General features: G+C 71.3%; 21 protein-coding genes and 1 riboswitch. Of the genes, 6 read left to right on the forward strand and 15 right to left on the reverse strand.

The window, feature by feature from the left end:
- Positions 1-389 precede the first annotated feature (389 nt).
- On the reverse strand, positions 390-1,562 hold the full coding sequence (locus MICNX66_RS04590) for an N-acetylglucosamine-6-phosphate deacetylase (RefSeq protein ID WP_187663478.1): 1,173 nt from the start codon (positions 1,560-1,562) through the stop codon (positions 390-392).
- Entirely contained in the window at positions 1,559-3,070 is a 1,512-nt protein-coding gene (locus MICNX66_RS04595; protein ID WP_187663479.1) for a family 20 glycosylhydrolase, read from the reverse strand. Before MICNX66_RS04595 ends, MICNX66_RS04590 begins: the two co-directional genes overlap by 4 nt.
- 117 nt (positions 3,071-3,187) lie before the next feature.
- A riboswitch (ZMP/ZTP riboswitch) is annotated at positions 3,188-3,272 on the forward strand.
- 38 nt (positions 3,273-3,310) lie between these two features.
- Here MICNX66_RS04595 and glyA point away from each other — a divergent pair.
- Both glyA and MICNX66_RS04605 read left to right on the forward strand, forming a co-directional pair.
- Positions 3,311-4,585, forward strand: coding sequence for a serine hydroxymethyltransferase (glyA, locus tag MICNX66_RS04600; RefSeq protein ID WP_025103803.1), 1,275 nt, complete (start codon positions 3,311-3,313; stop codon positions 4,583-4,585).
- Positions 4,582-5,460, forward strand: a complete 879-nt coding sequence (locus tag MICNX66_RS04605) for a bifunctional methylenetetrahydrofolate dehydrogenase/methenyltetrahydrofolate cyclohydrolase (RefSeq protein ID WP_187663480.1) — start codon at positions 4,582-4,584, stop codon at positions 5,458-5,460. The genes glyA and MICNX66_RS04605 overlap by 4 nt, the downstream gene beginning before the upstream one ends.
- 80 nt (positions 5,461-5,540) lie before the next feature.
- Here the strand turns inward: MICNX66_RS04605 and MICNX66_RS04610 are convergent, their stop codons facing one another.
- The 8 genes from MICNX66_RS04610 to MICNX66_RS04645 form a co-directional block, all read right to left on the reverse strand.
- A complete protein-coding gene (locus tag MICNX66_RS04610; protein ID WP_187663481.1) occupies positions 5,541-6,263 on the reverse strand; it encodes a DUF6882 domain-containing protein in 723 nt (240 codons plus the stop codon).
- A gap of 22 nt (positions 6,264-6,285) precedes the next feature.
- On the reverse strand, positions 6,286-7,530 hold the full coding sequence (locus tag MICNX66_RS04615; protein WP_187663482.1) for an MFS transporter: 1,245 nt from the start codon (positions 7,528-7,530) through the stop codon (positions 6,286-6,288).
- 81 nt (positions 7,531-7,611) lie between these two features.
- On the reverse strand, positions 7,612-8,415 hold the full coding sequence (locus MICNX66_RS04620) for an HpcH/HpaI aldolase family protein (RefSeq protein WP_187663483.1): 804 nt from the start codon (positions 8,413-8,415) through the stop codon (positions 7,612-7,614).
- On the reverse strand, positions 8,400-9,185 hold the full coding sequence (locus MICNX66_RS04625) for a fumarylacetoacetate hydrolase family protein (protein ID WP_187663484.1): 786 nt from the start codon (positions 9,183-9,185) through the stop codon (positions 8,400-8,402). The genes MICNX66_RS04620 and MICNX66_RS04625 overlap by 16 nt, the downstream gene beginning before the upstream one ends.
- Before the next feature lie 9 nt (positions 9,186-9,194).
- Positions 9,195-10,361 (reverse strand): 3,4-dihydroxyphenylacetate 2,3-dioxygenase, encoded by a 1,167-nt coding sequence (hpaD, locus tag MICNX66_RS04630; RefSeq protein ID WP_187663485.1) that lies wholly within the window; start codon positions 10,359-10,361, stop codon positions 9,195-9,197.
- A gap of 29 nt (positions 10,362-10,390) precedes the next feature.
- On the reverse strand, positions 10,391-11,890 hold the full coding sequence (hpaE, locus tag MICNX66_RS04635) for a 5-carboxymethyl-2-hydroxymuconate semialdehyde dehydrogenase (RefSeq protein WP_187663486.1): 1,500 nt from the start codon (positions 11,888-11,890) through the stop codon (positions 10,391-10,393).
- On the reverse strand, positions 11,887-12,573 hold the full coding sequence (locus MICNX66_RS04640) for a GntR family transcriptional regulator (protein ID WP_025103811.1): 687 nt from the start codon (positions 12,571-12,573) through the stop codon (positions 11,887-11,889). The genes hpaE and MICNX66_RS04640 overlap by 4 nt, the downstream gene beginning before the upstream one ends.
- Positions 12,570-14,042 carry a fumarylacetoacetate hydrolase family protein gene (locus tag MICNX66_RS04645; protein ID WP_187663487.1) on the reverse strand — a complete coding sequence of 491 codons (1,473 nt, stop codon included), beginning with the start codon at positions 14,040-14,042 and terminating at the stop codon, positions 12,570-12,572. Before MICNX66_RS04645 ends, MICNX66_RS04640 begins: the two co-directional genes overlap by 4 nt.
- 143 nt (positions 14,043-14,185) lie before the next feature.
- Between MICNX66_RS04645 and MICNX66_RS04650 the strand changes: the two genes are divergently transcribed.
- Positions 14,186-15,565, forward strand: coding sequence for an MFS transporter (locus MICNX66_RS04650; protein ID WP_187663488.1), 1,380 nt, complete (start codon positions 14,186-14,188; stop codon positions 15,563-15,565).
- 57 nt (positions 15,566-15,622) lie between these two features.
- Here MICNX66_RS04650 and MICNX66_RS04655 read toward each other — a convergent pair whose 3' ends face one another.
- Positions 15,623-16,330 (reverse strand): IclR family transcriptional regulator, encoded by a 708-nt coding sequence (locus tag MICNX66_RS04655; RefSeq protein WP_187663489.1) that lies wholly within the window; start codon positions 16,328-16,330, stop codon positions 15,623-15,625.
- 128 nt (positions 16,331-16,458) lie between these two features.
- On the opposite strand from MICNX66_RS04655, the gene MICNX66_RS04660 reads away from it, so the two are divergent.
- A complete protein-coding gene (locus tag MICNX66_RS04660; protein WP_187663490.1) occupies positions 16,459-18,321 on the forward strand; it encodes an FAD-dependent monooxygenase in 1,863 nt (620 codons plus the stop codon).
- A 91-nt stretch (positions 18,322-18,412) separates the two neighbouring features.
- Complete coding sequence (locus tag MICNX66_RS04665; RefSeq protein ID WP_187663491.1) at positions 18,413-18,793, forward strand: VOC family protein; 381 nt, start codon at positions 18,413-18,415, stop codon at positions 18,791-18,793.
- A 514-nt stretch (positions 18,794-19,307) separates the two neighbouring features.
- Here the strand turns inward: MICNX66_RS04665 and MICNX66_RS04670 are convergent.
- The gene (locus MICNX66_RS04670; protein WP_187663492.1) at positions 19,308-20,156 is read right to left on the reverse strand and encodes a PhzF family phenazine biosynthesis protein; all 849 of its coding nucleotides are present in this window, start codon (positions 20,154-20,156) and stop codon (positions 19,308-19,310) included.
- Between the two features lie 26 nt (positions 20,157-20,182).
- Positions 20,183-21,910 (reverse strand): thiamine pyrophosphate-binding protein, encoded by a 1,728-nt coding sequence (locus tag MICNX66_RS04675; RefSeq protein ID WP_187663493.1) that lies wholly within the window; start codon positions 21,908-21,910, stop codon positions 20,183-20,185.
- Between the two features lie 160 nt (positions 21,911-22,070).
- Here MICNX66_RS04675 and MICNX66_RS04680 point away from each other — a divergent pair, with 160 nt between their 5' ends.
- A complete protein-coding gene (locus MICNX66_RS04680) occupies positions 22,071-22,580 on the forward strand; it encodes a phosphoribosyltransferase (RefSeq protein WP_187663494.1) in 510 nt (169 codons plus the stop codon).
- Here the strand turns inward: MICNX66_RS04680 and MICNX66_RS04685 are convergent, their stop codons facing one another.
- Positions 22,581-24,119, reverse strand: coding sequence for an ATP-dependent DNA ligase (locus MICNX66_RS04685; RefSeq protein WP_187663495.1), 1,539 nt, complete (start codon positions 24,117-24,119; stop codon positions 22,581-22,583). It abuts the gene before it with no gap.
- 67 nt (positions 24,120-24,186) lie between these two features.
- Positions 24,187-24,957, reverse strand: coding sequence for an enoyl-CoA hydratase/isomerase family protein (locus MICNX66_RS04690; RefSeq protein WP_187663496.1), 771 nt, complete (start codon positions 24,955-24,957; stop codon positions 24,187-24,189).
- Positions 24,958-24,962 lie beyond the last annotated feature (5 nt).

Below are 24,962 nucleotides of genomic sequence, written 5' to 3' on the forward strand. Positions count from 1 at the left end.
ACTCGGAGCAGATGCTCGGGGACCCCTCCGCGCCCCGGCGGTGATGCCCGGCGAGAACTTTCTGAACTTTTTTCCGAGAACCGCGTAATGAACCGGGCCGGCCCTCGTCTCATCCCGTAGAGACAGCCGAAATGGACTCCACCGGGGGGCGGAGTTCCGGCGCTGGTGCGGGGGGTACTGCACCAGTGGGCGGGTCGGGATCCTCGGGGGAGGAGCTCCCGGCCCCGCCCGCTCGAGCGGGAGGGAAAGGGCCGCCGATCTGGGGAGAACGGCGGCCCTCCACTCCCACCTCGCGAGAAGCGCGACGTCGATCTGGGGAATCCGGCGCCGCCATCTCGTCCGATCGACCGGAGACCGCAGCGCTGCGCGTCGCGCGAAGCGCTGCACGCCTAGGCGGGCAGCGCCGGTCCTGTCCAGACCCGCGCGACGCGCAGCTCCGCGTCCAGCAGCACGGCATCGCCGAGCAGGCCGGGACGCAGTGCGCCGAGGTGGGCGTCGCGCACGATGGCCCGCGCCGGCGTCTCCGTGAGCGCACGCACGACCTCCGGCAGATCGACGCCCGCTGCCACGGCCCGCTGCAGCGCGACGTCCTGGGTCAGCGTGGAGCCGGCGATCGAGCCGGTGTCGTCGGCGCGGGCCACGCCGTTCTCGACGGTCACCTTCACCGCACCGAGGTCGTATCTGCCGTCGGCGCTCCCTGCGGCCGCCATGGCGTCGGTGATGAGCGCCACGCGGTGCGGGGCCGCGTCGAACACGAGCTTGACGACGTGCGGGTCGAGGTGGACGTCGTCGGCGATGGCCTCCAGGATCACCCGGTGGTCGGCGGCCGCGGCGAGTACCGGGCCGGGGGCGCGGTGGTGGATGCCGGGCATCGCGTTGAACGCGTGGGTCAGCAGCGAGGCGCCGGCCTCGAAGGCCGCGACGGCCATGGCGGCATCGGCGTCGGTGTGACCCACGGCGGCGGCGGCGCCGGCCGCGACGATCTGACGGACGGCGTCGATCCCGCCCGGGAGCTCCGGAGCGATGGTGACCTGGCGGACCGTGCCTTCTCCGGCCTCCAGCAGCCGGGCCACATCGGCCGCGACGGGGTGCCGGAGCAGCGTGGGCTCATGGGCCCCGTGGTGACCGGGGTCGAGGAACGGGCCCTCGAGGTGCGAGCCGAGCACGTCCCCGTCGGTCCTGGTCAGGGCGGCGATCAGGGCGACGCTGCGGGCCAGGTCGTCGATCGTGCCGGTGACGAGCGAGATGACCGCCCTGGTGGTGCCGTGCGCGCGGTGCAAGTTCCTCCCCGTCCGGATCGCGTCCACCCCGTCGTCGTACGCGGCGCCCGCTCCACCGTGACCGTGGATGTCCACGAAGCCCGGCGTGAGCAGCGCGCCGGCGCCTGCCACCTCCGTCCCGTCCACCACCTCGGTCGCGGGCTCCCAGTCCGTGCCCGTGCCGCGCGCGACGACGACGCCGTCCTCGATGCGCACCCACGCGTCCTCGGCGACCTCCCCGCGATCGACGAGGCGGACGGAGTGGATGACGAGGGAACCGGTCGCGGAGGAGAGGGTCTTCAACGGGCGCTCCAGGGGATCTCGGGGGCCGGGTGGAAATCGACCCCCTCAGCCTTCCACAGCGGTGCGAGCGCACCGAGTCGGTCGCGGAAGGACTCCCACGTGCGGCCGACGCCCTCGCGCGGCGACCAGGCGATCTCGGCCTGCGCGGCAGCACGGGGGAACACGAGCTGCTCCACCTCGTCGAGCGTGCGGGTGGTCTCGGACCACAGCGGCGCCTCGATTCCCAGGATCGCCTCGTCGGGCACGTCGAGGACAGCGGTCGGCTCCCACTCGTAGGCGCGACGGACGTCGATGATCGCGGCCCAGGTGAGACCCAGCGGGAAGTCGGCGGTGTACTTCATGTCGAGGTATGTCGCATCCGCCGCCGACATGATGAGGGCGCCGCCGCGCTCGACGAAGTGCGCGGCCTCCTCGGCGTGCGTTCCGGTCGGCGTCGTCATACCCCAGTACTGGCCGACCGTGCCGGAGGCGATGCCCGCAGCCGAGCCCATCTCGTGCCAGGCCACCGGGGTCTTGCCCTCCTCGACGACGATCGCCGTCGCGCGCTCCGCGAAGAGGTCGAAGTCGGCCTGGGGCGTGCCGAGGGACTCGTCGCCGCCGATGTGGATGTACGGCCCCGGGGTCATCTCGGCGAGCTCGCGGACGACGTCGCGGACGAATCGATACGTCTCCTCCTCGTGGATGCGCACGCTGGAGTGCCCGACGCCCCAGCCCAGATAGGGCTCTCCGGCCACCGGGAGCGGCTGGCCGAGCTGCTCGGACTGGGTCATCAGTGCGTCGTTCAGGACAGGGGCCTCGACCAGCTCGGGGTAGGCCACGCCGATCGCGTGGGTGTGCCCGGGGAGGTCGACCTCGGGGATCACGATCATGTGGCGTGCAGCCGCGTACGCCACGATCTCGCGGTAGTCGTCCTTGGTGTAGAAGCCACCGGGGGCGCCGTCGGCCGCGGTGGTGGCCGCCCGCTCGGTGAGCAGCGGCCAGGAGTCGATGTGCACGCGCCAGCCCTGGTCGTCCGTCAGGTGCAGGTGCAGGTGGTTGAACTTCAGCGCGGTGGTGCTGTCGATGAATCTCTTCACGTCGTCGACGCCGAAGAAATGCCGGGCCACGTCGAGCATGACGCCGCGGCGGGCGAAGCGCGGGGCGTCCGCGATGTCGGCACGGAGCAGCGCCCAGCCGGCGTCGTCCTCACGCAGCAGCTGCAGCAGCGTCTGGACCCCGTAGAAGAGCCCCGCCTCATCGGCGCCGATGAGGATGGCGCGGTCGCCGATCTCGAGCGTGTAGCCCTCCGGCGCGGAGGATGCCGGATCGACGAACAACTCGATCTCGGCGGGGCCGGAGTCCGCCGCGGTGAGGGTGAGGCCGGTGCGGCGTGCGACGGCGTCGATCAGCTGTCCGGCGGCGGGGGAGGAGCCGAGCACACGCGTCGTCGCGGACAGCGGCAGGCGTCCGTCGCGGGCCTTCGCGGACACCGGTGCAGGGACGAGGGGCAGATCAAGAGGTAGGACCATGAACAAAACCTAGCCGCCGGAACGCCGCAAGGGAACAGGGCGATCGAAACGATTCTGCAAGCGGCGGGCACGACGCCCGAAACGACCGCGTGCGCGGCGTCGCGCATCGGCTATGCTCGTAACCGTCGCGACTGGCGTCTGGGTGGACAACCACCGGGGAGCGACTGACCACGGAATTCGACCGCGCGCCTGGGCCGATAGGAACACCCTTTTCGAATCCGTCGTCAAAAGGAGCACGTCATGACCGACCGTTACTTCAACGCCCCGCTGTCCGAAGTCGACCCGGAGATCGCCGAGGTCCTCGATCGCGAGTTGAAGCGCCAGCAGACCTTCCTCGAGATGATCGCCTCGGAGAACTTCGTCCCCGTCTCGGTCCTGCAGTCGCAGGGCTCCGTGCTCACCAACAAGTACGCCGAGGGCTACCCCGGCCGTCGCTACTACGGCGGCTGCGAGGAGGTCGACGTCGCGGAGGAGCTCGCCATCTCCCGCGCCAAGAGCCTGTTCGGCGCCGAGTTCGCGAACGTCCAGCCGCACTCCGGTGCCTCGGCGAACGCCGCGGTCCTGCACGCGATCGCCCGCCCCGGCGACACCCTGCTCGGCCTCTCACTCGACCAGGGCGGCCACCTCACGCACGGCATGAAGATCAACTTCTCCGGCCGCCTGTACGACATCGTGGCCTACGGGGTCGACGCCGAGACCTCGACGATCGACATGGACGAGGTCCGCCGCCTCGCCATCGAGCACAAGCCCAAGGTCATCATCGCCGGGTGGTCCGCCTACCCGCGCACGATGGACTTCGCCGCGTTCCGCGCCATCGCCGACGAGGTGGGCGCGATCCTCTGGGTCGACATGGCGCACTTCGCCGGCCTCGTCGCCGCCGGCCTGCACCCCAACCCGGTGCCGCACGCGCACGTCGTGTCCTCCACCGTGCACAAGACCATCGGCGGCCCCCGCTCGGGCTTCATCCTCACCAACGACGCCGACCTCGCCAAGAAGATCAACACCGCGGTCTTCCCCGGTCAGCAGGGCGGTCCGCTCATGCACGTGATCGCGGCGAAGGCGACCGCCTTCAAGCTCGCCGGCACGCCGGAGTTCAAGGAGCGCCAGGAGCGCGTGCTGCGCGGGGCGAAGCTCATCGCCGAGCGCCTGTCGCAGCAGGACGTGAAGGACGCCGGCATCGCGGTGCGCTCGGGCGGGACGGACGTGCACCTCGTGCTCGTCGACCTCCGCGACGCCGAGATCGACGGCAAGCAGGCGGAGGACCTCCTGCACGACATCCACATCACCGTGAACCGCAACGCCGTGCCGAACGACCCGCGTCCGCCGATGGTGACCTCGGGCCTCCGCATCGGCACGCCCGCGCTCGCGACCCGCGGTTTCGGCGACGCCGAGTTCACGGAGGTGGCCGACATCATCGCCCTCGCGCTGCTCCCCGGTGCCGACATCGAGGCGCTCCGTGCCCGCGTGGACGCGCTCGCCGCGGCCTTCCCGCTCTACCCGGACCTGCAGCAGTGACCGCGGTCGTCCTCGACGGCAAGGCGGCGGCGGCCGACATCCGTGCCGAGCTGACGGAGCGGGTCGCGGCGCTGAAGGAGAAGGGCGTCACCCCCGGCATCGCCACGGTGCTGGTGGGGGCCGACCCCGCCTCGCAGCTCTACGTGGGCATGAAGCACCGGCAGTCCGAGGCGATCGGGATGAACTCGATCCAGCGCGAGCTGCCGGCCGACGCCACCCAGGCCGACGTCGAGGCGCTGATCGACGAGCTCAACGCCGATCCCGCCTGCCACGGGTACATCGTGCAGCTGCCGCTGCCGAAGCACCTCGACACCGACGCGATCCTGGAGCGGATCGATCCGGCGAAGGACGCGGACGGGCTGCACCCGACCAACCTCGGACGCCTCGTCCTCAATGTCAACGCGCCGATCCACACGCCGCTGCCGTGCACCCCGCGCGGGGTCATCGAGCTGCTGCTGCGCAACGACTACGACCTCAAGGGCAAGCACGTCGTGGTCGTCGGTCGCGGTGTCACGATCGGGCGCTCGATCGGGCTGCTGCTGACCCGTCGCGACCTCAACGCCACGGTCACGCTGACGCACACCGGCACGGTCGACATGCCGCGCTACCTGCGGGAGGCCGACGTGATCGTCGCGGCCGCGGGGGTCAAGCACCTCATCCGCGCCGAGGACGTCAAGCCCGGAGCCGCGGTGCTGGACGTCGGCGTGACCCGGGAGACGGACCCGGAGACCGGGAAGAACCTCGTGTTCGGCGACGTCGCTCCCGAGGTCGCCGACGTCGCCGGGTACCTGTCGCCGAATCCGGGAGGGGTGGGGCCGATGACCGTCGCCCTGCTCATGACCAACGTCGTCGAGGCGGCCGAGCGGACGGTCTGACCTCCGCGCCGCGTCGCAGATTCACGCGAACGCCGCAGGGATCCCGGTGATCCCTGCGGCGTTCGTGCGTTTCTGCGGACTCAGACCTGGCCGTGCAGCGAACTCTCCACGCCGCTGATCCGGGCCTGCTCGTCGAAGCGGATCGTCGCGGTGCCCGAGGCATCCGTCACCGTGGCGCCGGAGAACGACTCGTCCGTCCAGGTGAGGGTCCACCCGGCGAGGCGGGCGAGGTCCCAGACGGCCGTGCGGGCGTCGGGAAGGGGCGTCTGCGCGAGGGTGCGGGGGAGGGCCACCACCGTGTCGGCGACCGTGAGCGGAGCCAGCGGCGCATCGAGCAGGAACACCGCGCGGGTGCCGCCGTCGACGGGTGCCGAGTAGTACGGGGAGCGTCCGGTGAGCTCGACCGCGACGCCGCCGATCGTGTGCGCCGCGCGGGCGATCCAGTCCGCGTCGCCCGAGGCATCGGCGGGGAACGGGACCTCGGGGGTGGTGAGCTCGGCGATCCCGTGCTGCTCGCCGTAGGCGCGGAGCTGTGCCGCGACGCCCTGGGGGTCGCCCTGCGGGTGTGCCCACGCCCACAGCAGCGAGCGCGGACCGGGGGCGATCGTGGCGATGAGGTGCGCGCGGGTCACGAGCTGCCGGGTCGGGTCGGCGTTCGCGGTGAAGGTCAGGGTCCCCGCTGCGAGATCGGCGTCCCACCGGTGCTCGCCGAGTGCGTCGGCGGCCGCGGAGAGGGCGTCCTGGCGGAGCGCGGTGAAGAGGGCGGCACGGTCGGCGAGGGGCTGCAGCGGGGGGAAGGTCATGCTCACAGTCTCGCCGGGATTGCTATGAATCCGCCACTCCCGCGCGCTCCGTGACGGCCGCCGCGGGGCGCCCCATCCGCCACACCGCGGGGACGAGCAGCGTCACCAGAGCGATCGCCGCGTAGAGGACGGCGGAGGTGGTGAGCACGGTGGCCGGTTCCGCGTGCGTCACCAGCCAGCCGTACACGAGCGTGCCGATGGGCATCACGACGAAGCTGCCGAGCATGTCGTAGCTCGCGACCCGCGAGAGCTTCTCGCCGGGGATGTTCTCCATCATCGCGAGGTTCCAGCCGGTCGCGAAGACCTCGGCCCCGGCCCCGGCCACGAACGCGGCCATCGCGAGCAGCACCACGGCCGGGTGCACGCCGAGGAGGGTGAGCGGCAGGGCGAACACCGCCATCCCGATCATCCCGTAGCGCAGGGGGCGGCGGAGCGGGAACCACATCAGCAGCAGGGTCATCACCAGGACCCCCGCGCCCTCCGCGCTCACGACCCACCCCCAGCCGGAGATGCCGAGGCGATCGTCGTTCTTCGCGATGTAGGGGCCGACGACGCCCCAGGCGCCGACGTGGATCGCGTTCATGATCATGAAGGCCAGCACGATCGTCCACAGCCAGGAGCGGCTCCAGAACTCGCGCCAGCCCACCCGGAGGTCGTGGAACATCGTGGTGCCGCCGGAGGCCGCAGGCGGCGGGAGCTTCACGAGGGCGAGGACCGGGATCGCGAGCAGCCAGCCGGCCGCCTGCACGACCATGGCCCACGCGGGTCCCGCGGTCGCGACCAGGACGCCCGCGATGACCGGCCCGCCGATCGTGACGGCCGAGCGGACGAACGACAGCATCGCGTTCGCCTGCTGGAGGTGCGCGGGAGTGGTCAGCTGCGGGATGATGCCCTGCATCGCCGGGAGCACGAACGCGGACGAGGCGCCGTTGAGCGCGGACAGCACCGCGAGGAGCGGGACCGTAGCCGTGCCGGTGAACAGCAGAGCGGCCATCGCCCCGACCGACAGGATGTCCACGACGTAGCAGGACTGGATGATGAGGGCGCGGGGGAGGCGGTCGGCGACGACCCCTCCGAACAGGACGAACACGATGTTGCTGATCGTGAAGGCCGCGAGCACGATCGAGAGCGAGCGGGCGTCGTTGTCGATCTCGAGCACCGCGAACGCCAGGGCGATGGCCGACATCGAGCCGGTGACGAGCGTCAGGGCGCGCGCGAGGAAGAACCACCGGAAGTTGCGGTCCTGCATCGCCGCCAGTCTGTGCACCGGCTCATCCTTCCCGGCCGTTTCGAATCGCGCAAATGGCTCCATTCCGGCCGCGGATGGAGCCAGGTGCGCGACTCGAAGTCAGTAGCTGGGGCGGCCGGGGGCGTCGGAGCGGGGGAGGAAGCGGGCGGCGAGGGCCTCGGAGGCACGGGCGAGGAGGGCGACGTCGGCGCCGACGGCCACGAAGTCGGCACCCGCCGCGAGATACGCGTCGGCGGCGGAGGGGTCGAAGGCGTTCACGCCCACCGGCTTCCCGGCGGCGCGGACCGCGGCGAACACCGACTCGACGGCGGCGACCACGTCCGGATGCGTCTGCTGTCCGAGCAGGCCCATCGACGCGGACAGGTCGGAGGGGCCGACGAACACCGCGTCCACTCCGTCCACCGCGGCGATGTCGGCGGCGGCCTCGACCCCCGCGGCCGTCTCGATCTGCACCGTCAGCGACACGTGCTGCGCGGACTCCTGCAGGTACCGGTCGACGCGGTTCCAGCGAGCGCTGCGGGCCAGGGCGCTGCCGACCCCGCGGACGCCCTCGGGGGGATACCGCGTCGCGGCCACGGCGGCCCTGGCCTCGTCGGCGGACGACACCATCGGCACGATGAGGTTCTGCGCGCCGAGGTCGAGCACCTGCTTGATCGCGACCGCATCGTTGAAGGGCACCCGGACGAGCGGGGTGACCGGATAGGCCGCGACCGCCTGGAGCTGGGTCAGCACGGACTCGAGCGTGTTCGCCGAGTGCTCCATGTCGATGAGCAGCCAGTCCAGCCCGGACCCCGCGGCGACCTCGGCGAGCAGCGGGCTGCCGGAGCACGCCCACATGCCGACGAAGGGGCGGTCGGACGCGGCGAGCTGCTCACGGAAGGACGGATCTAGACGAAGCGGCATGTGATGGTCCCCATCGGTCCGTAGTCGCACAGCACCTCGTCGCCGCGCGACACCCACATCGGGCGTGTGAACGATCCTGCCAGGATGATCTCGCCCGCCTCCAGACGCGCGCCGTGCTGATGGAACTTGTTCGCGAGCCAGGCGACTCCGGTGGCGGGGTGGCCGAGCACACCTGCGGCGACACCGGTCTCCTCGATCTCCCCGTTGCGGGAGAGCACGCCGGGGACCCACCGCAGGTCGATCTCGTCCGGGCGCTTGCGCACCGTCCCCAGCACCATCGCCCCGTAGGCGGCGTTGTCGCTGATGGTGTCGACGATCGTGCGGGCCTCGAGCTCGATGTGGGAGTTCAGCACCTCGAGGGCCGGCACGGCGTAGTCGATCGCGGCGAGGGCGTCGTCCAGCGTGCAGTCGGGGCCCTCCAGGGGCTCCTTGAGCACGAAGGCGAGCTCGACCTCGATGCGGACGTTGGAGAAGTGATCGGTGGGGATCTCCGCGCCGGACTCGTACACGGTGTCGTCGAACATGACGCCGTAGTCGGGTTCGGTGATCCCCGTCGCCTGCTGCATGGCCTTCGACGTCAGACCGATCTTGCGGCCCACGAGCCGACGTCCGGCCGCGACCTGCGAGTCCCGCCACACGCCCTGGATGGCGTACGAGTCCTCCACGGTCGCCTCGGGGTATCGCGCGGTGATGCGCGGGATCACCCCGTGGGTGCGGTCGGCCTCGGCGAGCTCCGCCGCGATCTGCGCGATCGTCTCCTCAGACAGCATCCGTGACCCCTAGAGCTGGTGGCCGAGCTTGTACTCGCCCTGCTTGTACTCGGGCATCGAGGTCTCGCCCTCGCCCGCGCGGGTGTAGGAGAAGCCGTCGGCGCCGATCGTCACGGCCATCTCGCTGGAGTCCGTGCGGGCGATCACCGGCTGCGGGTTGCCGTCGAGGTCGAGCACGAGCGAGGCGTCGGTGTACCAGGAGGGGACGACGGGGGTACCCCACCAATCACGGCGCTGGTTGTCGTGCACGTCCCAGGTGACGACAGGGTTGTCGGGGTCACCGGTGTAGTAGTCCTGCGTGTAGATCTCCACGCGGTGGCCGTCGGGGTCGCGCAGGTAGAGGTAGAACGCGTTGGAGACGCCGTGCCGGCCGGGGCCGCGCTCGATGGCGTCGGAGCGGCGCAGCGCCCCGAGCTTGTCGCAGATCGCGAGGATGTTGTGCTTCTCGTGCGTGGCGAAGGCGACGTGGTGCATGCGCGGACCGTCGCCGCCCGTCGCCGCGGTGTCGTGCACGGTGGGCTTGCGGCGCATCCACGCGGCGTACACGGTGCCCTCGTCGTCCTGGATGTCCTCGGTCACACGGAAACCGAGGTCCTGGTAGTGGCGCACCGCGCGCGGCACGTCAGGGGTGACCTGGTTGAAATGGTCGAGGCGCACGAGCTCGCCGGGGGTGTGCAGGTCGTACCGCCAGGACAGGCGCTCCACGTGCTCGGTGGCGTAGAAGAACTCGTACGGGAAGCCGAGCGGGTCGACGACGCGCACCGAGTCGCCGATGCCCTTCACGAAGCCGTTCTCCTGCCGACGGACGTCGCAGCCGAGCTCCGTGTAGAACTCCACGGCACGGTCGAGGTCCTCCGCGGCGCGCACCCGATACGAGAACGCGGCGACCGCGGCGATCGGCCCCTGACGCAGCACGAGGTTGTGGTGGATGAACTCCTCGGTCGAGCGCAGGTAGATCGCCTCGTCGTCCTCCTCGGTCACGTACAGGCCCAGGATGTCGACGTAGAACTGGCGCGAGGCGGCCAGGTCGGTCACGACGAGCTCCATGTACGCGCACCGCAGGATGTCCGGCGGGGTGCTCTTCGGCGTCGCGACGGGGTTGTCGCTCTGGATCGGTGCCTCCTGGCTCACGTAGTAGCCGGAGGAGGTGAGGGTCTTGGCGGTCTTGTCGGTCATGTCAGCGTCCTTGCTTGTGTCCGGGGGCGTCAGTTCTTGCCGAACGTCGGGTTGTGCGGGGTCGAGGCGAGCGTGATGTGCACGCTCTGCTGGTCGGTGTAGAAGTCGATGGAGCGGTAGCCGCCCTCGTGGCCGAGGCCCGACGCCTTCACGCCGCCGAAGGGCGTGCGCAGGTCGCGGACGTTGTTGCTGTTCAGCCACACCATCCCGGCCTCGACGGACTGCGCGAACGTGTGGGCGCGCTTGAGGTCGTTCGTCCAGATGTAGGCCGCGAGGCCGTACTTCGTGTCGTTCGCGAGCGCCAGCGCCTCCTCGTCGGAGTCGAACGGGGTGATCGCGACGACCGGGCCGAAGATCTCCTCCTGGAAGATGCGGGCGTCGGGGGCCACGTCGGCGAACACCGTCGGGGCGACGAAGTTCCCCTCCTCGAAGCCCTCGGGGCGACCGCCGCCGGCGACGAGGCGGCCCTCGGTCTTGCCGATCTCGACGTAGGACATCACCTTGTCGTAGTGCTCGGGGTGCACGAGCGCGCCGACCTCGGTCTCGGGGTCGTGCGGGTAGCCGACCTTGACGCGCTGCGCCTGCGCGGCATAGCGCTCCACGAACTCGCCGTAGATCGAGCGCTCCACGATGATGCGGGACCCGGCGGTGCAGCGCTCGCCGTTGAGGGAGAAGACGCCGAAGATCGTGGCGTCGACGGCGGCCTCCAGGTCGGCGTCCGCGAAGACCACGGCGGGCGACTTGCCGCCGAGCTCCATCGACAGGCCCTTGAGGAACGGGGCGGCGTTGCCGAAGATGATCTGTCCCGTGCGGCTCTCGCCGGTGAAGGAGATGAGCGGCACGTCGGGGTGCTTCACCAGGGCGTCGCCGGCGTCTTCACCGAGGCCGTTGACGAGGTTGAAGACGCCCTGCGGGAGCCCCGCCTCCTCGAAGATGCCCGCCCACAGCGAGGCGGAGAGGGGCGTGAACTCGGCCGGCTTGAGGACGACCGTGTTGCCGGTCGCGAGCGCGGGCCCGAGCTTCCACGACTCCAGCATGAACGGCGTGTTCCAGGGGGTGATGAGTCCCGCGACACCGATCGGCTTGCGGTTGACGTAGTTCATCTGCTTGCCGGGCACCTTGAAGGCGTCGTCGGCCTGCGCGACGATCAGGTCGGCGAAGAAGCGGAAGTTCTCGGCGGCGCGGCGGGCCTGGCCCAGGGCCTGCGTGATCGGCAGGCCGGAGTCGTAGGACTCCAGCTGCGCGAGGCGGGCGTCGCGCGACTCCACGATGTCGGCGATCCGGTGCAGCACGCGCGAGCGCTCGCGGGGGAGCATGCGCGGCCAGGGACCTTCGTCGAAGGCGCGCTTGGCGGCGGCGACGGCCCGCTCGATGTCGGCCTTCTTGCCGGCGGCGGCCGTCGTGTACGTCTGGTTCGTCACCGGGTCGAGCACGTCGAACGTGTCGCCGTCGATCGAGTCGACGAAGGCGCCGTCGATGTAGTGCTGGATGTGGTCGGGCAGGTCGGCGGGGATACGGGAGTCGGTCATGATGCTTCTCCTTCGGCGGGGACGGAACGGGTGTGCAGGGCGTCGAGGAACGCGTCCCTCGTGCGCCACCGGTGGTTGCGGGCGGCGAGCTCGATCTCCAGCGGCTCGGCGCCGTCGCGGATGAGCTCGAGGATCTGGGTGTGCTCGTCGACCGAGTGGTGGGCGCGGCCGGGCACGTAGGCGAAGGTCGAGTCGCGGATGCCGGACAGCCGGGCCCAGCCGCGGTGCACGAGGTCGAGCAGGTGCGGGTTGGGGCAGGGCTCGAACAGCACGGAGTGGAACTGCCGGTTGAGCTCGGTGAACGTGTGCGGGTCGAAGTGGTCGAGCAGGCGGCTCATGCGCTCGTTGACCTCCGCGGCCTGCGCGAGCGCGTCCGCGTCGAGCAGGGGAGCGGACAGCGCGGTCGCCGCACCCTCGACGAGTCCGAGCGTCTGCATGGTGTGCGCGTACTCGCCCTCGTCCACGAGGGTCACCCGGGCGCCGACGTTGCGCTCGAAGGTCACGAGCCCCTCGGCCTCCAGGCGGCGGATCGCCTCGCGCACCGGGACCACGCTCATGCCCAGCTCCTCGGCGATCGGCCCGAGGACCAGACGGTAGCCGGGACCGTAGGTGTGCGCCGAGATGCGCGCGCGGATCCAGGCGTACGCCTGCTCCGACTTGCTGGCGCTCTCGACCGTGCTCACTTCCGCTCCGCTCCGGTGCCGGTCGCCTGCTCGTAGCGGGCGCGCCATTCGGCGTTCATCGGGAACAGGCCGTCGACCGGGTGTCCGGCGGCGACCTGCTCGGCGATCCAGGCGTCCTCGATCTCCTGGGCCACGGCGTCGGCGGCGACCTCGGCGGCGAGAGCCGGCGGGATCACGATCACACCGTCGCTGTCGCCGACGATGATGTCGCCGGGCTGCACGGTGGCACCGCCGCACGAGATCGTCACGTCGACGTCCCACGGCACGTGCTTGCGGCCGAGTACGGACGGGTGCGCGCCCTGGGAGAAGACCGGCAGTCCGATCTCGGCGACGGCCTGGAAGTCGCGGACGCCGCCGTCGGTCACCACGCCCGCCGCACCGCGGGTCTGCGCGCGCAGGGCGAGGATGTCGCCGAGCGTGCCGGTGGTCGCGTCGCCGCGGGCCTCGATGACGATGATCTCGCCCTCGGCCACGGCGTCGAACGCGCGCTTCTGGGCGTTGTACCCGCCTCCGTGGCTCCGGAAGAGATCCTCGCGGAACGGCACGAAGCGCAGGGTCTTCGCGGTGCCGACGATCTTCGTGTCCGGGAGGTTCGCAGAGACACCGTCGATGAAGCAGGAGTGGTGTCCGCGCTTGCGCAGCTGTGCCGAGAGGCCGGCGGTGGGGGCTTCGAGAAGCTGGGCGCGGAGCTCGGGGGTGAGCGTGGGCGCGGTGTCCTCGGCGGGCAGGCCCGCGGCCTCGCGGGAGCCCCAGGCCTCGGTGCGCTGGAGGTCATCGACGGCGGGGAGCGAACCGAGGTCGCCGTCGAAGGGGACATCGCCCTGCGTGACTGTCGTGATCAGGCGGCCCGACGTGGGAGCGCCGGGGGCGTCCGGGGCGTCGACCTCGATCTCGACCACGTCGCCGGGGACGATGACCGAGGATCCTGCGGGAGTGCCGGTGAGGATCACGTCGCCGGTCTCCAGCGTGAAGTGCTGGGAGAGGTCGGCGACGAGCTGGGCCAGCGGGAAGATGAGGCCCGCGGTGGTGTCGTCCTGGCGGAGCTCGCCGTTCACCCAGGCGCGCACGCGGAGGGCCGCCGGGTCGACCGTGCGGGCGTCGATCAGCTCCGGACCGAGCGGGGTGTACCCGTCGCCGCCCTTGGAGCGGACGTTGGAGCCCTTGTCGTTCGCGCGCAGATCGTAGAGGCCGAGGTCGTTCGAGGCGGTCACCCACTGCACGTGATCCCAGGCGTCGGCGAGGGCGACCCGGCGGGCCGGGGCGCCGATGATCAGCGCGATCTCCCCCTCGAACGCGAGCAGTTCGGTGCCGGCGGGGCGCTCGACGGTGCCGCCGGAGGCGCCGACCGAGCTGGCCGGCTTGAAGAAGTAGGAGGGGTGGGCGGGGCGTCGACCCCGCTGGTCGGCCCGCGAGGCGTAGCTCAGGTGGATCGCGATGATCTTCCCAGGGCGGGCGATGGTGTCCGTCACGGATGCGCCTCCTCGCGCTCGTCAGGACGCGTTGTGCGTCGTATCCGAAATCATATATCATCGTCTCACCCCTCGGCAAGCAGATCGGATTCACGTCCGTGCGCGCCGTGACAACGCGGTCACAAGCACAAAGGAGACACCCCATGAGCGGGCAGTCACAGGATGGGTTCACACCCACCGGAACCATCGCGACGGCGGCCGACCGGCGTCGTGTCGTCTTCGCCACCGTCGTCGGGACCACCGTCGAGTGGTACGACTTCTTCATCTACGCCACGGCGGTCGGGCTCGTCTTCGGACAGCTCTTCTTCGCGCCGCTCGGCGCCAACAGCGCTCTCGTCGGCTTCGCCACGGTCGGTGTGAGCTTCCTCTTCCGGCCCCTCGGTGCGTTCCTCGCGGGCCACTACGGCGACAAGCTCGGCCGCAAGGCCGTGCTGATGTGGACGCTGATCCTCATGGGTGCCGCGACCGCCCTGATCGGTCTGCTCCCCACCTACGAGACCATCGGCGTGATGGCGCCGATCCTCCTGGTGCTGCTGCGCATCGTGCAGGGCATCTCGGCCGGCGGCGAGTGGGGCGGCGCGGTGCTGATGGCCGTCGAGCACGCCCCCCGCAAGAAGCGCGGCATCTTCGGCGCCTCCCCGCAGATCGGCGTGCCGCTCGGCCTGCTGCTGGCGTCGGGCGTCATGGCGCTGATGACCGCGATCGCTCCGGGAGACCAGTTCCTCGCCTGGGGCTGGCGCGTGCCGTTCCTGCTGAGCGTCGTGCTGATCCTCGTGGGCTACTACGTCCGCCGTCGCGTGGAGGAGAGCCCGGTGTTCGCCGAGCTCGCCGAGCGCAAGGAGAAGGCGAAGATGCCGATCGTGCAGCTCTTCCGCAAGCACCTGCTGCTCGTCATCATCGCAGCCCTCGTCTTCGCCGGGAACAACGCCGTGGGCTACATGACCACCGGCGGCTACATCCAGGGCTACGCCACGAACCCCGACGGACCCATCGGGCTCGAGCGCGGGCCGGTGCTGTGGGCCGTCACCGGATCGGCCGTGACCTGGCTGCTGACCACGCTGCTGGCCGGCTGGGTGTCGGATCGCATCGGCCGTCGCACGACATACCTCATCGGCTGGGTGCTCCAGCTCGTCGGCGTGTTCACGCTGTTCCCGCTCGTCAACACCGGCGAGGTGGGGCTGCTGTTCGCGGGCCTCGCGATCCTCACGATCGGCCTCGGCTTCACCTACGGGCCGCAGGCGGCGCTGTACACCGAGCTGTTCCCCGCGAGCATCCGGTTCTCCGGTGTCTCCATCTCCTACGCGATCGGCGCGATCGCCGGTGGGGCGTTCGCGCCCACCATCGCGACGTTCATCGTCGATCAGACCGGCTCCACCGAGGCGGTCACCTGGTACCTCGCGGGCATGACCCTCCTCGGTCTCGTCGCCACGCTCCTGCTGCGCGACCGGTCGGGCATCCCGCTCGGTCCGGACCACGAGGAGGAGCAGTCCGTCAGCCCGATCCGCGGGCTCGCGAAGGTCTGACCCGGCGATCCGAGAGCGCACGTCCCTGAGGGGGCGTGCGCTCTCGTGCGTTCCGGCTCAGCCCTCGAGGGCTTCGCGGATGAGGTCGGCGGAACGCTGGAGTCGCGCGGCGATCTCCCCGTCGTCCAGGTCGGTGGCCACGTGCACGACCGCGATCGCGGCAGGACGCTGGCCGCGCAGACGCAGCGGGACGGCGACGGACTGCACCGTGGGGATGACCTCGTCGTGGCTCGTGGCATAGCCGCGTGCGGCGGCGGTGTCGATGTCGGCGCGCAGGGCGGGGGAGATGCCGACGGGCACCTCCGCCGGGTCGAGCTGCGCGAGGATCGCCTTCCCGGGGGCGCCGACCGTGACGGAGTGCCGCGCGCCGGGGCGCTGGGCGACGCTCGCGACGGCGTGCCGCGGTTCGACGCTGGCGAGGGTGATGCACTCGGCGCCATCGAGGACGGCGAGGAAGCAGGTCATGCCGAGCTCGTTCGCGATGGCGGTCAGCTCCGGCAACGCCTCTGCCTGGAGGTCGTGGGCGACGCCGGCGGCGAGAGCGGCCATGCGGGCGCCGAGGCTCACGGCGCCGCTCGCATCGCGGGTCACGAGACCGTGATCCTCGAGCGTGCGCAGGAGACGGTAGGCGATGGACCGGTGCACGTCGAGGCGCCCCGCGATGACGTCGATGGTCAGCGCGCCGCGGGCGTCGGCGAGCACCTCGAGGATGCGGATGCCGCGACTCAGCGTCTGCGACGCGGGGGCGGCGGGGCGCTCGGGCATGGCTCTCCTTGCGATGCGCGCGGCACCGGTCTAGGCTGTGTTCAATAGTAGAACACTGTGTTCGAATATAGAACACCGTGTTCCTGGACGCAACACCCGACGAAGACGTCCGGAAGGAATCGACGACGATGCAGTTCCACCACCACGGCTATGTGTCCGGAGACCCGCGCGTGCAGGACGCCGCCGGCACCGGGATCGGCCGCCCCGCCGCCCTGCCCGACGAGGTCGACGTCCTCATCGTCGGCTCCGGGCCCGCGGGCATGCTGCTCGCGGCACAGATGTCGCAGTACCCCGACATCACCACCCGCATCATCGAGAAGCGCGAGGGCCGCCTCGTCCTCGGGCAGGCCGACGGCATCCAGCCCCGCAGCGTGGAGACCTTCCAGGCATTCGGCTTCGCCGAGCGCATCATCGCCGAGGCCTACAACATCGGCTGGATGAACTTCTGGGGCCCCGATCCCGAGCACCCCGATCAGATCGTGCGGACCACCCGCACCGCCGACTACGCCTACGACATCTGCGAGTTCCCGCACCTCATCGTCAACCAGGCGCGCGTGCTCGACTACTTCGCCGAGGCGGCGGCCGACGGTCCCGGCCGGATCGTGCCGGACTACGGCGTCGAGTTCCTCGGGCTCACCGTGCACGAGGAGGGCGAATACCCGGTCGAGGTGCGCGTCCGCCATGTCGGGGAAGCGGACGAGCGCATCGTCCGGGCGAAGTACGTGGTGGGCTGCGACGGAGCCCGGAGCGGGGTGCGCCAGGCGATCGGACGCACGCACGTGGGTGCGAGCGCCGCGCACGCCTGGGGCGTCATGGACGTGCTCGTCAACACCGACTTCCCGGACTGGCGCACCAAGTGCGCGATCAACTCCAAGGCCGGCAACATCCTGCACATCCCGCGGGAGGGCGGCTACCTCAGCCGCATGTACATCGATCTCGGCGAGGTCGCCGCGGACGACGACCACCGCGTGCGCCAGACGCCCATCGAGGAGATCATCCGGCGCGCCAACGCGATCCTCCACCCCTACACGCTCGATGTGAAGCAGGTCGCCTGGCACAGCGTCTACGAGGTCGGCCACCGTGTGACGGACGGCTTCGACGACGTCGACCCCGGCGTCGATCGCAGCCCGCGGGTCTTCCTCACCGGCGACGCCTGCCACACGCACAGCGCCAAGGCCGGCCAGGGCATGAACGTGTCGATGCAGGATGGCTTCAATCTCGGCTGGAAGCTCGGTTCCGTGCTGAGCGGCCGTGCCCCCGAGGCGCTGCTCGCCACGTACGGCGCCGAGCGTCGTCCCGTCGCGCAGCAGCTCATCGACTTCGACCGCGAGTGGTCCAGCCTCATGGCCCGCAAGCCGGAGGAGATCTCCGACCCGAACGAGCTGGCCACGTACTACCTCGCGACGGCCGAGTTCCCCTCCGGTTTCATGACCCAGTACACGTCCTCCATGATCACCGGCACCGACGCCCATCAGGAGCTCGCGGTCGGCTACCCGCTGGGCAAGCGCTTCAAGTCGGCGGAGGTCGTGCGGGTCGGGGACGGCAACGTCGTCCACCTCGGGCACCATGCGAAGGCCGACGGCCGCTGGCGGGTCTACGCCTTCGGCGACCGGACCGGGGAGGCGCTCGCCGCGTGGGCGGAGGAGGCGGCGCCGGTGTTCGCGCGGTTCACCCCGGCTGACGCTGACGCCGACGCCGTGTTCGACGTGAAGGCCGTGTACCAGCAGCCCTTCGAGGAGGTCGAGGTCACGACGACGCCCGAGCTCTTCCAGCCGAAGACCGGCCCGCTCGGACTCACCGACTGGGAGAAGGTCTACGCCGCGGGCCCGAGCAAGTGGTGCGAGACGGACATCTTCGAGGCGCGGGAGCTGTCCCGTGGCGGCGTCGTGATCGTCGTGCGTCCGGACCAGTACGTCGCCGCGATCCTCCCGCTGGACGGCGTGGACGAGCTGGCGAAGTTCCTGGACGGGGCGCTGCTGCCGGCGCGCTGACCCTCGGCGCACGTCCGGCCCTGGCGGGTGTCGGAGGCCGCGCGTACTGTGAGGGCCGACGGGTGACGGAGCCCGACAGGAGGAGTGCGTGATGGACTGGAAGATCGAACTCATCTTCGTCCCGGTCAGCGATGTCGACCGGGCGAAGGACTTCTACGTGAAGATCGGTTTCAACGCCGACCACGACCATGTGCCGTACGAGGGGCTGCGCTTCGTGCAGATGACGCCGCCGGGATCGGCCTGCTCGATCGCCTTCGGCACGGGGCTGACCACCGGCTTAGAGCCGGGGCAGCAGAACACCATCCAGGTGGTCGTCCCCGACGCCGACGAGGCTCTCGCGCACCTGCGCGGCCTCGGCGTGGAGGCGGAGGGCGTGGACGAGCAGGACTGGGGGCGCTTCGTGCGCTTCGACGACCCCGATGGCAACACCTGGACCCTGCAGGAGCTCCCGGACTACAGCGCCCAGGGGTGACGACTAAGGGTCCGGTTCGGGCTCCGGTTCGGGTTCCGGGTTCGGGTTCCGGGTTCCGATTCGGGTTCCGGGGTCCGGCTCGGGTTCCGGGGTCTGGTTCGGGTTCCGATTCGGGTTCCGGGGTTCGGTTCGGGTTCCGGATGCACGATGGTGGGGCGGGTGCACGACCAGGGGCTGAGGTTGGTCGTGCAGGCGGAATCGGCTCGTGCAGATGTTCCGGTGCCCGGGGAGGCGGGGCTCGAGTCGGATGACGGGTGCGCGAGGCGGGCGCGGGTGCACGACCCGGGGAGGGTTTCGGTCGTGCAGACGGAGCCGGTTCGTGCAGACGGAGCCGGGTCGTGCCGGTGAGACCGTGCCGTAGGATCGAGGTCTCGGGTGCTGTGACGGATGCACGATCCGGGGACGGATGCACGGCCGGGCGAGGGCTGTGGTCGCGCAGACGGAACCGCGTCGTGCGGGTGACCGCGCGTGCCTCGTGCTCCGTCTCTCGAGTCCGAGGAGTCCGCGGCCGGGGTCAGGGGAGGCGGGTGGCTCCGCCCGAGACGACGAGGCCTCCGGTGGACGGGATCGCGACGCGGAGTTCGCTCGGGCGACCGACGTGGGCGCCCTGATGGATGCGGACGGTGTCGCCCGGATAGCCCTGGGCGCGGAGGTAGGCGCCGACCGAAGCGGCCGCGGACCCTGTCGCCGGATCCTCCGTGATGCGCCCCACGGGGAAGAGGTTGCGGGCCTGGATCTCGGCAGGATCCTCGGCGTGCAGCACCGTCACCGTGCCGTGCCAGCCCCGCGCGCGCATGAGAGTGGCGACCTCGGCGGGGGAGAAACGGAACTGGTGGAAGAGCTCCCGGTCGGCGACGAAGACGATCGGATGCCAGTTGCCCGCGAACGCCTCGCGGACCGGGAAGCGCGGGTCGACATCGGCCGGCTCCATCCCCAGCAGCGCGAGGAGGCGGTCTCGCACGACGGGGTCGAGGTCGCGCACCTCCGGCTCGACGCTCGTGAACGACACCGTGACCCGGCCGTCCGCGTCCGCGAAGGACTCCATCGACACGTCTCCGGCCGCGGTCTCGAACACGACCGCCCCGGGACCCTGCCGTTCCGCGAGGGCGACCGCGGTCGCCACCGTCGCATGACCGCAGAACGGCACCTCCGCGGCAGGCGACCAGTACCGCACCCGGAAGCGGGAGCCGTCCGCCGCGGCGTCCTGCACGAACGCGGTCTCCGAGTAGCCGACCTCGGCCGCGATCCGCTGCATGTCCGCCTCATCGAGCCCGTCCGCGGCGAGCACGACCCCGGCCGGGTTGCCCCCGTCCGGGGTCGCGGCGAAGGCGCTGTAGCGCAGGACCTCGGGAGCATCCGTCATCCCGGGAGCCTATCGGCCCGCGCGGGTCAGGAGTTCACGCGGATGATCTCCTGCTGGTACGGCGCGATCACGTCGCCGGAGATCCGGAGGTCGAGGACGAGGAAGCGCCGGGTCGCCGAGTCCTCCTCGGCCCAGGTGGCCAGACGCTCCAGGTCATCGAGCGTCCGCACGACGACACCCTCCGCGCCGACCGCGGCTCCGAACGCGGCGAAGTCGACCTCGGGGATGCGCATCGGCCCCTCGGCCAGGCCCTTCAGTCCGTAGAGGTTGACCTCGGCACCGTACGCGGCATCGTTCCAGACCACGGCCATGCCGCGTCCGTCCGCCGCCCGCACGGCCGATTCGAGGTCGGCGATCGCCATGAGTCCGCCGCCGTCGCCGGAGGTGAGAACGATGGTCGCGTCACGACGGGCGAGGGCCGCCCCCACCACGCTGGGCCAGCCCTGTCCGATCGACTGGAACGCGGTGCCGATCATCATCATCCGGTCGGGCGCGGCGACCGGCCAGTACATGTTCGCCCAGCCGATGAAGTGCCCGCCGTCCGAGACCACGACGCGGTCCTCGGGGAGGAGCTCGGCGATCCGGCGCGCGGCGGAACGCGGGTCGAGGCGGCCGTCCGGTGCGAGCTCGTCTCCGGGCTCGTACGCGCGAGCCGCGGCGACATCGACCGTCTCCCGCCAGGGTCGGGCGGACACAACTGCGGAGCCGGTGCCCGACTCGCCGCCGGAGTCGGGGGTGGCCTCGGCGAGTTCTGCGGCATCTCCGAAGTCGTGCCCGGAGGAGAGGCGGGCGACGAGGGCCTCGGCGGCGAGACGGGCATCGGCGCGCACGAAGCCGCCGACATGGGCATGCGTGGCGGCCGGAGCGGTGTCGATCTGGAACACCCGGGTACCAGGGGCGAAGAGATCGCCGAAGCGCATCGTGAACTGGTTCAGGCTCGCGCCGAAGACCACGGCGACATCGGCGGTCCGCACGAGCTCCATCGCCCCCTCGGCGCCGAAGCCGCCGGTGACCCCGAGGTCGTACCGGGCGTCCGGGAAGATACCGCGGCCGAGGGCGGAGGAGGCGGTGAGGGCCCCGGTCCGCGCGGCGAGGGCGCCCAGAGCCTCGCCGGCGCCGGCCAGCCAGGCCCCGCGGCCGGCGAGGAGGAACGGACGCTCGGCGTCGCGCAGGGCGGCGGCGATCTCATCCAGCATGCCCTCGGCGAACGCGCCGCGCGGGGCGAGCGGCGCGGGGAGTCGGGGAGCCGGGGCCGCCGGCACCGCGCCTGCTTCGAGAGCGGCGAGGTCGTAAGGGATCGCGAGCACCACGGGCACGCGATAGGTGAGGGCGTGCTCGACGGCGATGACGGTGGTCGCGGCGGCATCGGTCCGCCCGACGGTATAGGTGCGGGCGCCCACCGCCGAGGCCAGCGCGATCTGGTCCACGTCCCACGGCCGCGGCCCCGAGGTCGGCTCGTCGCCCACCACGAGGACGAGCGGCACGTGCGCCTGCACGGCCTCGGCCAGCGCCGTGATCGTGTTCGTGAAGCCGGCGCCGTAGGTGGAGGTGCCCGCGGCGATGCGGCCGGAGGCGCGGAAGTGGGCGTCGGCGGCGACGACCGCGCCCTGCTCGTGGCGGACGGCGGTGAACGTGGCGTCGGTCTGCGTCTCGAGGGCGTCGAGGAAGTAGGCGTTGCCGTTGCCCATGACGCCGAAGACGGCATCGACGTGCTGGGCGAGGGTGAGGGCGACGTGCGCGGAGACGGAGGGCATGGAGAAGCCTTTCGAGACAGGGACGGAGAAGGGGGATCCGTATGTGTCTCGCCCTCGCGGCGATGCGAGGTGCTTCGTGCCTCTTTTTCAGGCACCGGCGGGGCCGGACCTGCTCAGTCTAGCGGCGGCTCGGGCGGAGCGGATGCGCGAGAATGGACCGATGACGGATGCATCGATCGAGCGCGAGACGCTCACCTGGGACGGCTTCGGCGTGGCGACGCGCGATCTGGCGCGGAACATCTCGGCGACGGGCTTCGAGCCGGAGGTCGTGGTGGCGATCGCCCGCGGCGGCCTGCTCCCGGCCGGGGCCATCGCGTACGGGCTCGGCGTGAAGAACTGCGGCGCGATCAACGTCGAGTTCTACACCGGCATCGGCACCGTGCTGGACGCCCCTGAGGTGCTGCCGCCCGAGCTCGACATGGCCTATCTCGACGGCCGCCGCGTGCTGCTCGTGGACGATGTCGCCGACTCCGGTCGCACGCTGGCGCTCGCGGTGCAGCTGCTGCAGGAGAAGGGCGCCGACGTGCGCTCCGTCACGATCTACACGAAGCCCTCGACGATCATCCAGCCGGACTTCGCGTGGAAGGACACCGACCTCTGGATCGACTTCCCCTGGTCGTTCCGCGGCACGGTGCGCCAGGAGGACGAAGGCCTCCCGCCCACGGCCTGATCAGGCGTCGTCCGTCGCGCCCCGCCGCAGGGCGAGGAGCGTCTGGATCGTGTCGGCCTCCGCAGCGGTCTTGTCCGGACGGTAGCCCTTGACCCGGGCGAACCGGAGGGCGAGGCCGCCGGGGTAGCGCGGGGACCGCTGCACGCCGTCGATCGCGATCTCGACCACGAGCTCCGGCCGGAGGAACACCGTCGACGCGGAGCGATGGGTCTCGTGCGCCGGGAACTCGTCGGTCTGCCACTGCAGCAGCGCGTCGGTGAGGCCCTTGAACGTCTTGCCGACCATCACGAAACCGCCCGGGTCGCCGAAGTCGCCGTCCGGGTCCCGCGCGCCGAGGTGCAGGTTCGACAGCCATCCACGCCGGCGCCCCGACCCCCACTCGGCGCCGAGCACGACGAGGTCGAACGTGAGGACGGGTTTCACCTTCACCCAGGACTTGCCGCGTCGACCGGCGGCGTACGGCGCATCCACGGCTTTCACGAGCACACCCTCGTGGCCGGCCGCCAGCGCTTCCCGGGACAGACGCTCGGCTTCCTCCGCACTGTCGGTGACGATGCCGGGCATGCGCCACTCACCGGCGACCGCGGCCAGGACCTCCTGACGCACCGACAGCGGCTCGTCGAGCAGATCACGGCCGTCCACGTGCAGGACGTCGAAGAACCAGGGGCGCAGGGCGAGTTCCCGCGCGGCATCCGCACCGAACCGCGACATCGTCTCCTGGAACGGCCGGGGACCGCCGTCCTCGTCGAGCGCCAGCGTCTCGCCGTCGAGGATGACCTCCTGCGCGGGAAGACCGCGGACGACCTCGACGATCTCGGGCAGCCGGTGGGTGACGTCGGCGAGGCTCCGCGTGTAGATGCCGACCTCGTCGCCGCGGCGGTGCACCTGGATGCGCGCGCCGTCGAGCTTGTACTCGACCGAGGCGCGCCCGGTGATCTCCAGAGCGGCCGTGGGCGTCGGCGCCGTGGCCGCGAGCATCGGGAGCACGGGGCGACCCACCCGGAGTCCGACCTCGTCGAGTGCGCCCTCGGCGCCGGTGAGCGCGAGCAGCGCCGTCTCGCCGAGGTCGCCGGAGAGCATGGCGGCTCGTCGCACCGTGGCAGGCGGGGCCTCGGCGGCGCGGGCGATCGCGTCGAGGAGCACGCCGCTCAGCGCTCCGGTGCGGAGCTCCCCGAGCATCGCCCTGGTCAGGAAGTCCCATTCGGGAGCGGTGGCTCGGGCGGCGAGGTCGTGCAGCAGCTCGCTGCGCACGCCCGCCGAACCGGAGCCCGAGGCGTGCGCGAGGGTGTCGAAGGCGTGGTCGATCTCCGCGATGGTCAACGTCGGCGTCGTGGTGTGCTCGATGGCGAGGGCCGTCAGCCCCCGCCACCCCACGCCGAGGCGACCCTGGCGGGGCGCGGCCAGGAGCAGCCCCACGAGAGGCGCGATGTCGTCGGCGTCGGCCCGGCGGAGCAGCGCCGCTATCGCCTCGATCTTGGCCAGGCGGGACGAGGTCGCGGCGACCTGGTCGGTGGTGGTGACGAGCTCCGAGAGCAGCATGCGGGCATCCTCCCACCGGGGTCGGACACCGCACGAGACGGTTGACAGCGACCACCGGGGCGTGGCGTCAGCGTCCGCGGAACTCCGGCTTCCGCTTCTCCTGGAACGCGGCGAAGCCCTCCCGGTAGTCCTCGGTGTCGCACAGGGCGGCCTGGGCCGCGTTCTCGACGTCGATGGATTCCCACAGGGTGAGGCGTTCGTCGCGGATGCGGGCGACGAGCTCCTTGCTCGCCCGGAAGGCGGCCGTGGCGCCACGCGCGGCCTTCGCCGCGGCGGCCGTCGCGGCCGCGAGCACCTCGTCGTCGGGGAAGACCTGCGAGAAGAGGCCGGAGCGTACCGCCTCGGCGCCGCTCATGAGCCGACCCGTGTAGATGAGGTCGAGCGTCTTGTGCGGGCCGAGCCGGTCGAGGAACAGCGCGTGCCCGCCGGAGTCGAGGGTCGCGCCGAGCGCCGCGAACGGGGAGCCGATCTTCGCGGACTCCGCGACGTACACGACGTCCGTCGCGATGAGCAGCCCGAGTCCCACGCCGAGGCAGGCGCCGTGGGCGACGGCGAAGGTCGGCGCCGGGAAGCGGGACATGCGCTGCAGCAGCGGCGTCACGCGTCCGCCGAGGTAGCCGAGCACATCGTCGTCGCGCGGATCGACGGCGGAGATGTCCCGCCCGGCGCAGAACGCCCGCCCTTCACCACGGAGCAGCAGCGCCCGCACCCCGGCGGCCTCGGCCTCCCGGTACGCGGCGTCGAGCTCCGCGAGGGCGGCCTCGTCCAGGGCGTTGAGCTTCGCGGGGGCGTCGAGCACCACGGTGGCGACGTCGTCGGCGATGGCGAGATCGATCATGGGGT

It is taken from the genome of Microbacterium sp. Nx66 (genome assembly GCF_904066215.1).
Taxonomy (GTDB): domain Bacteria; phylum Actinomycetota; class Actinomycetes; order Actinomycetales; family Microbacteriaceae; genus Microbacterium; species Microbacterium meiriae.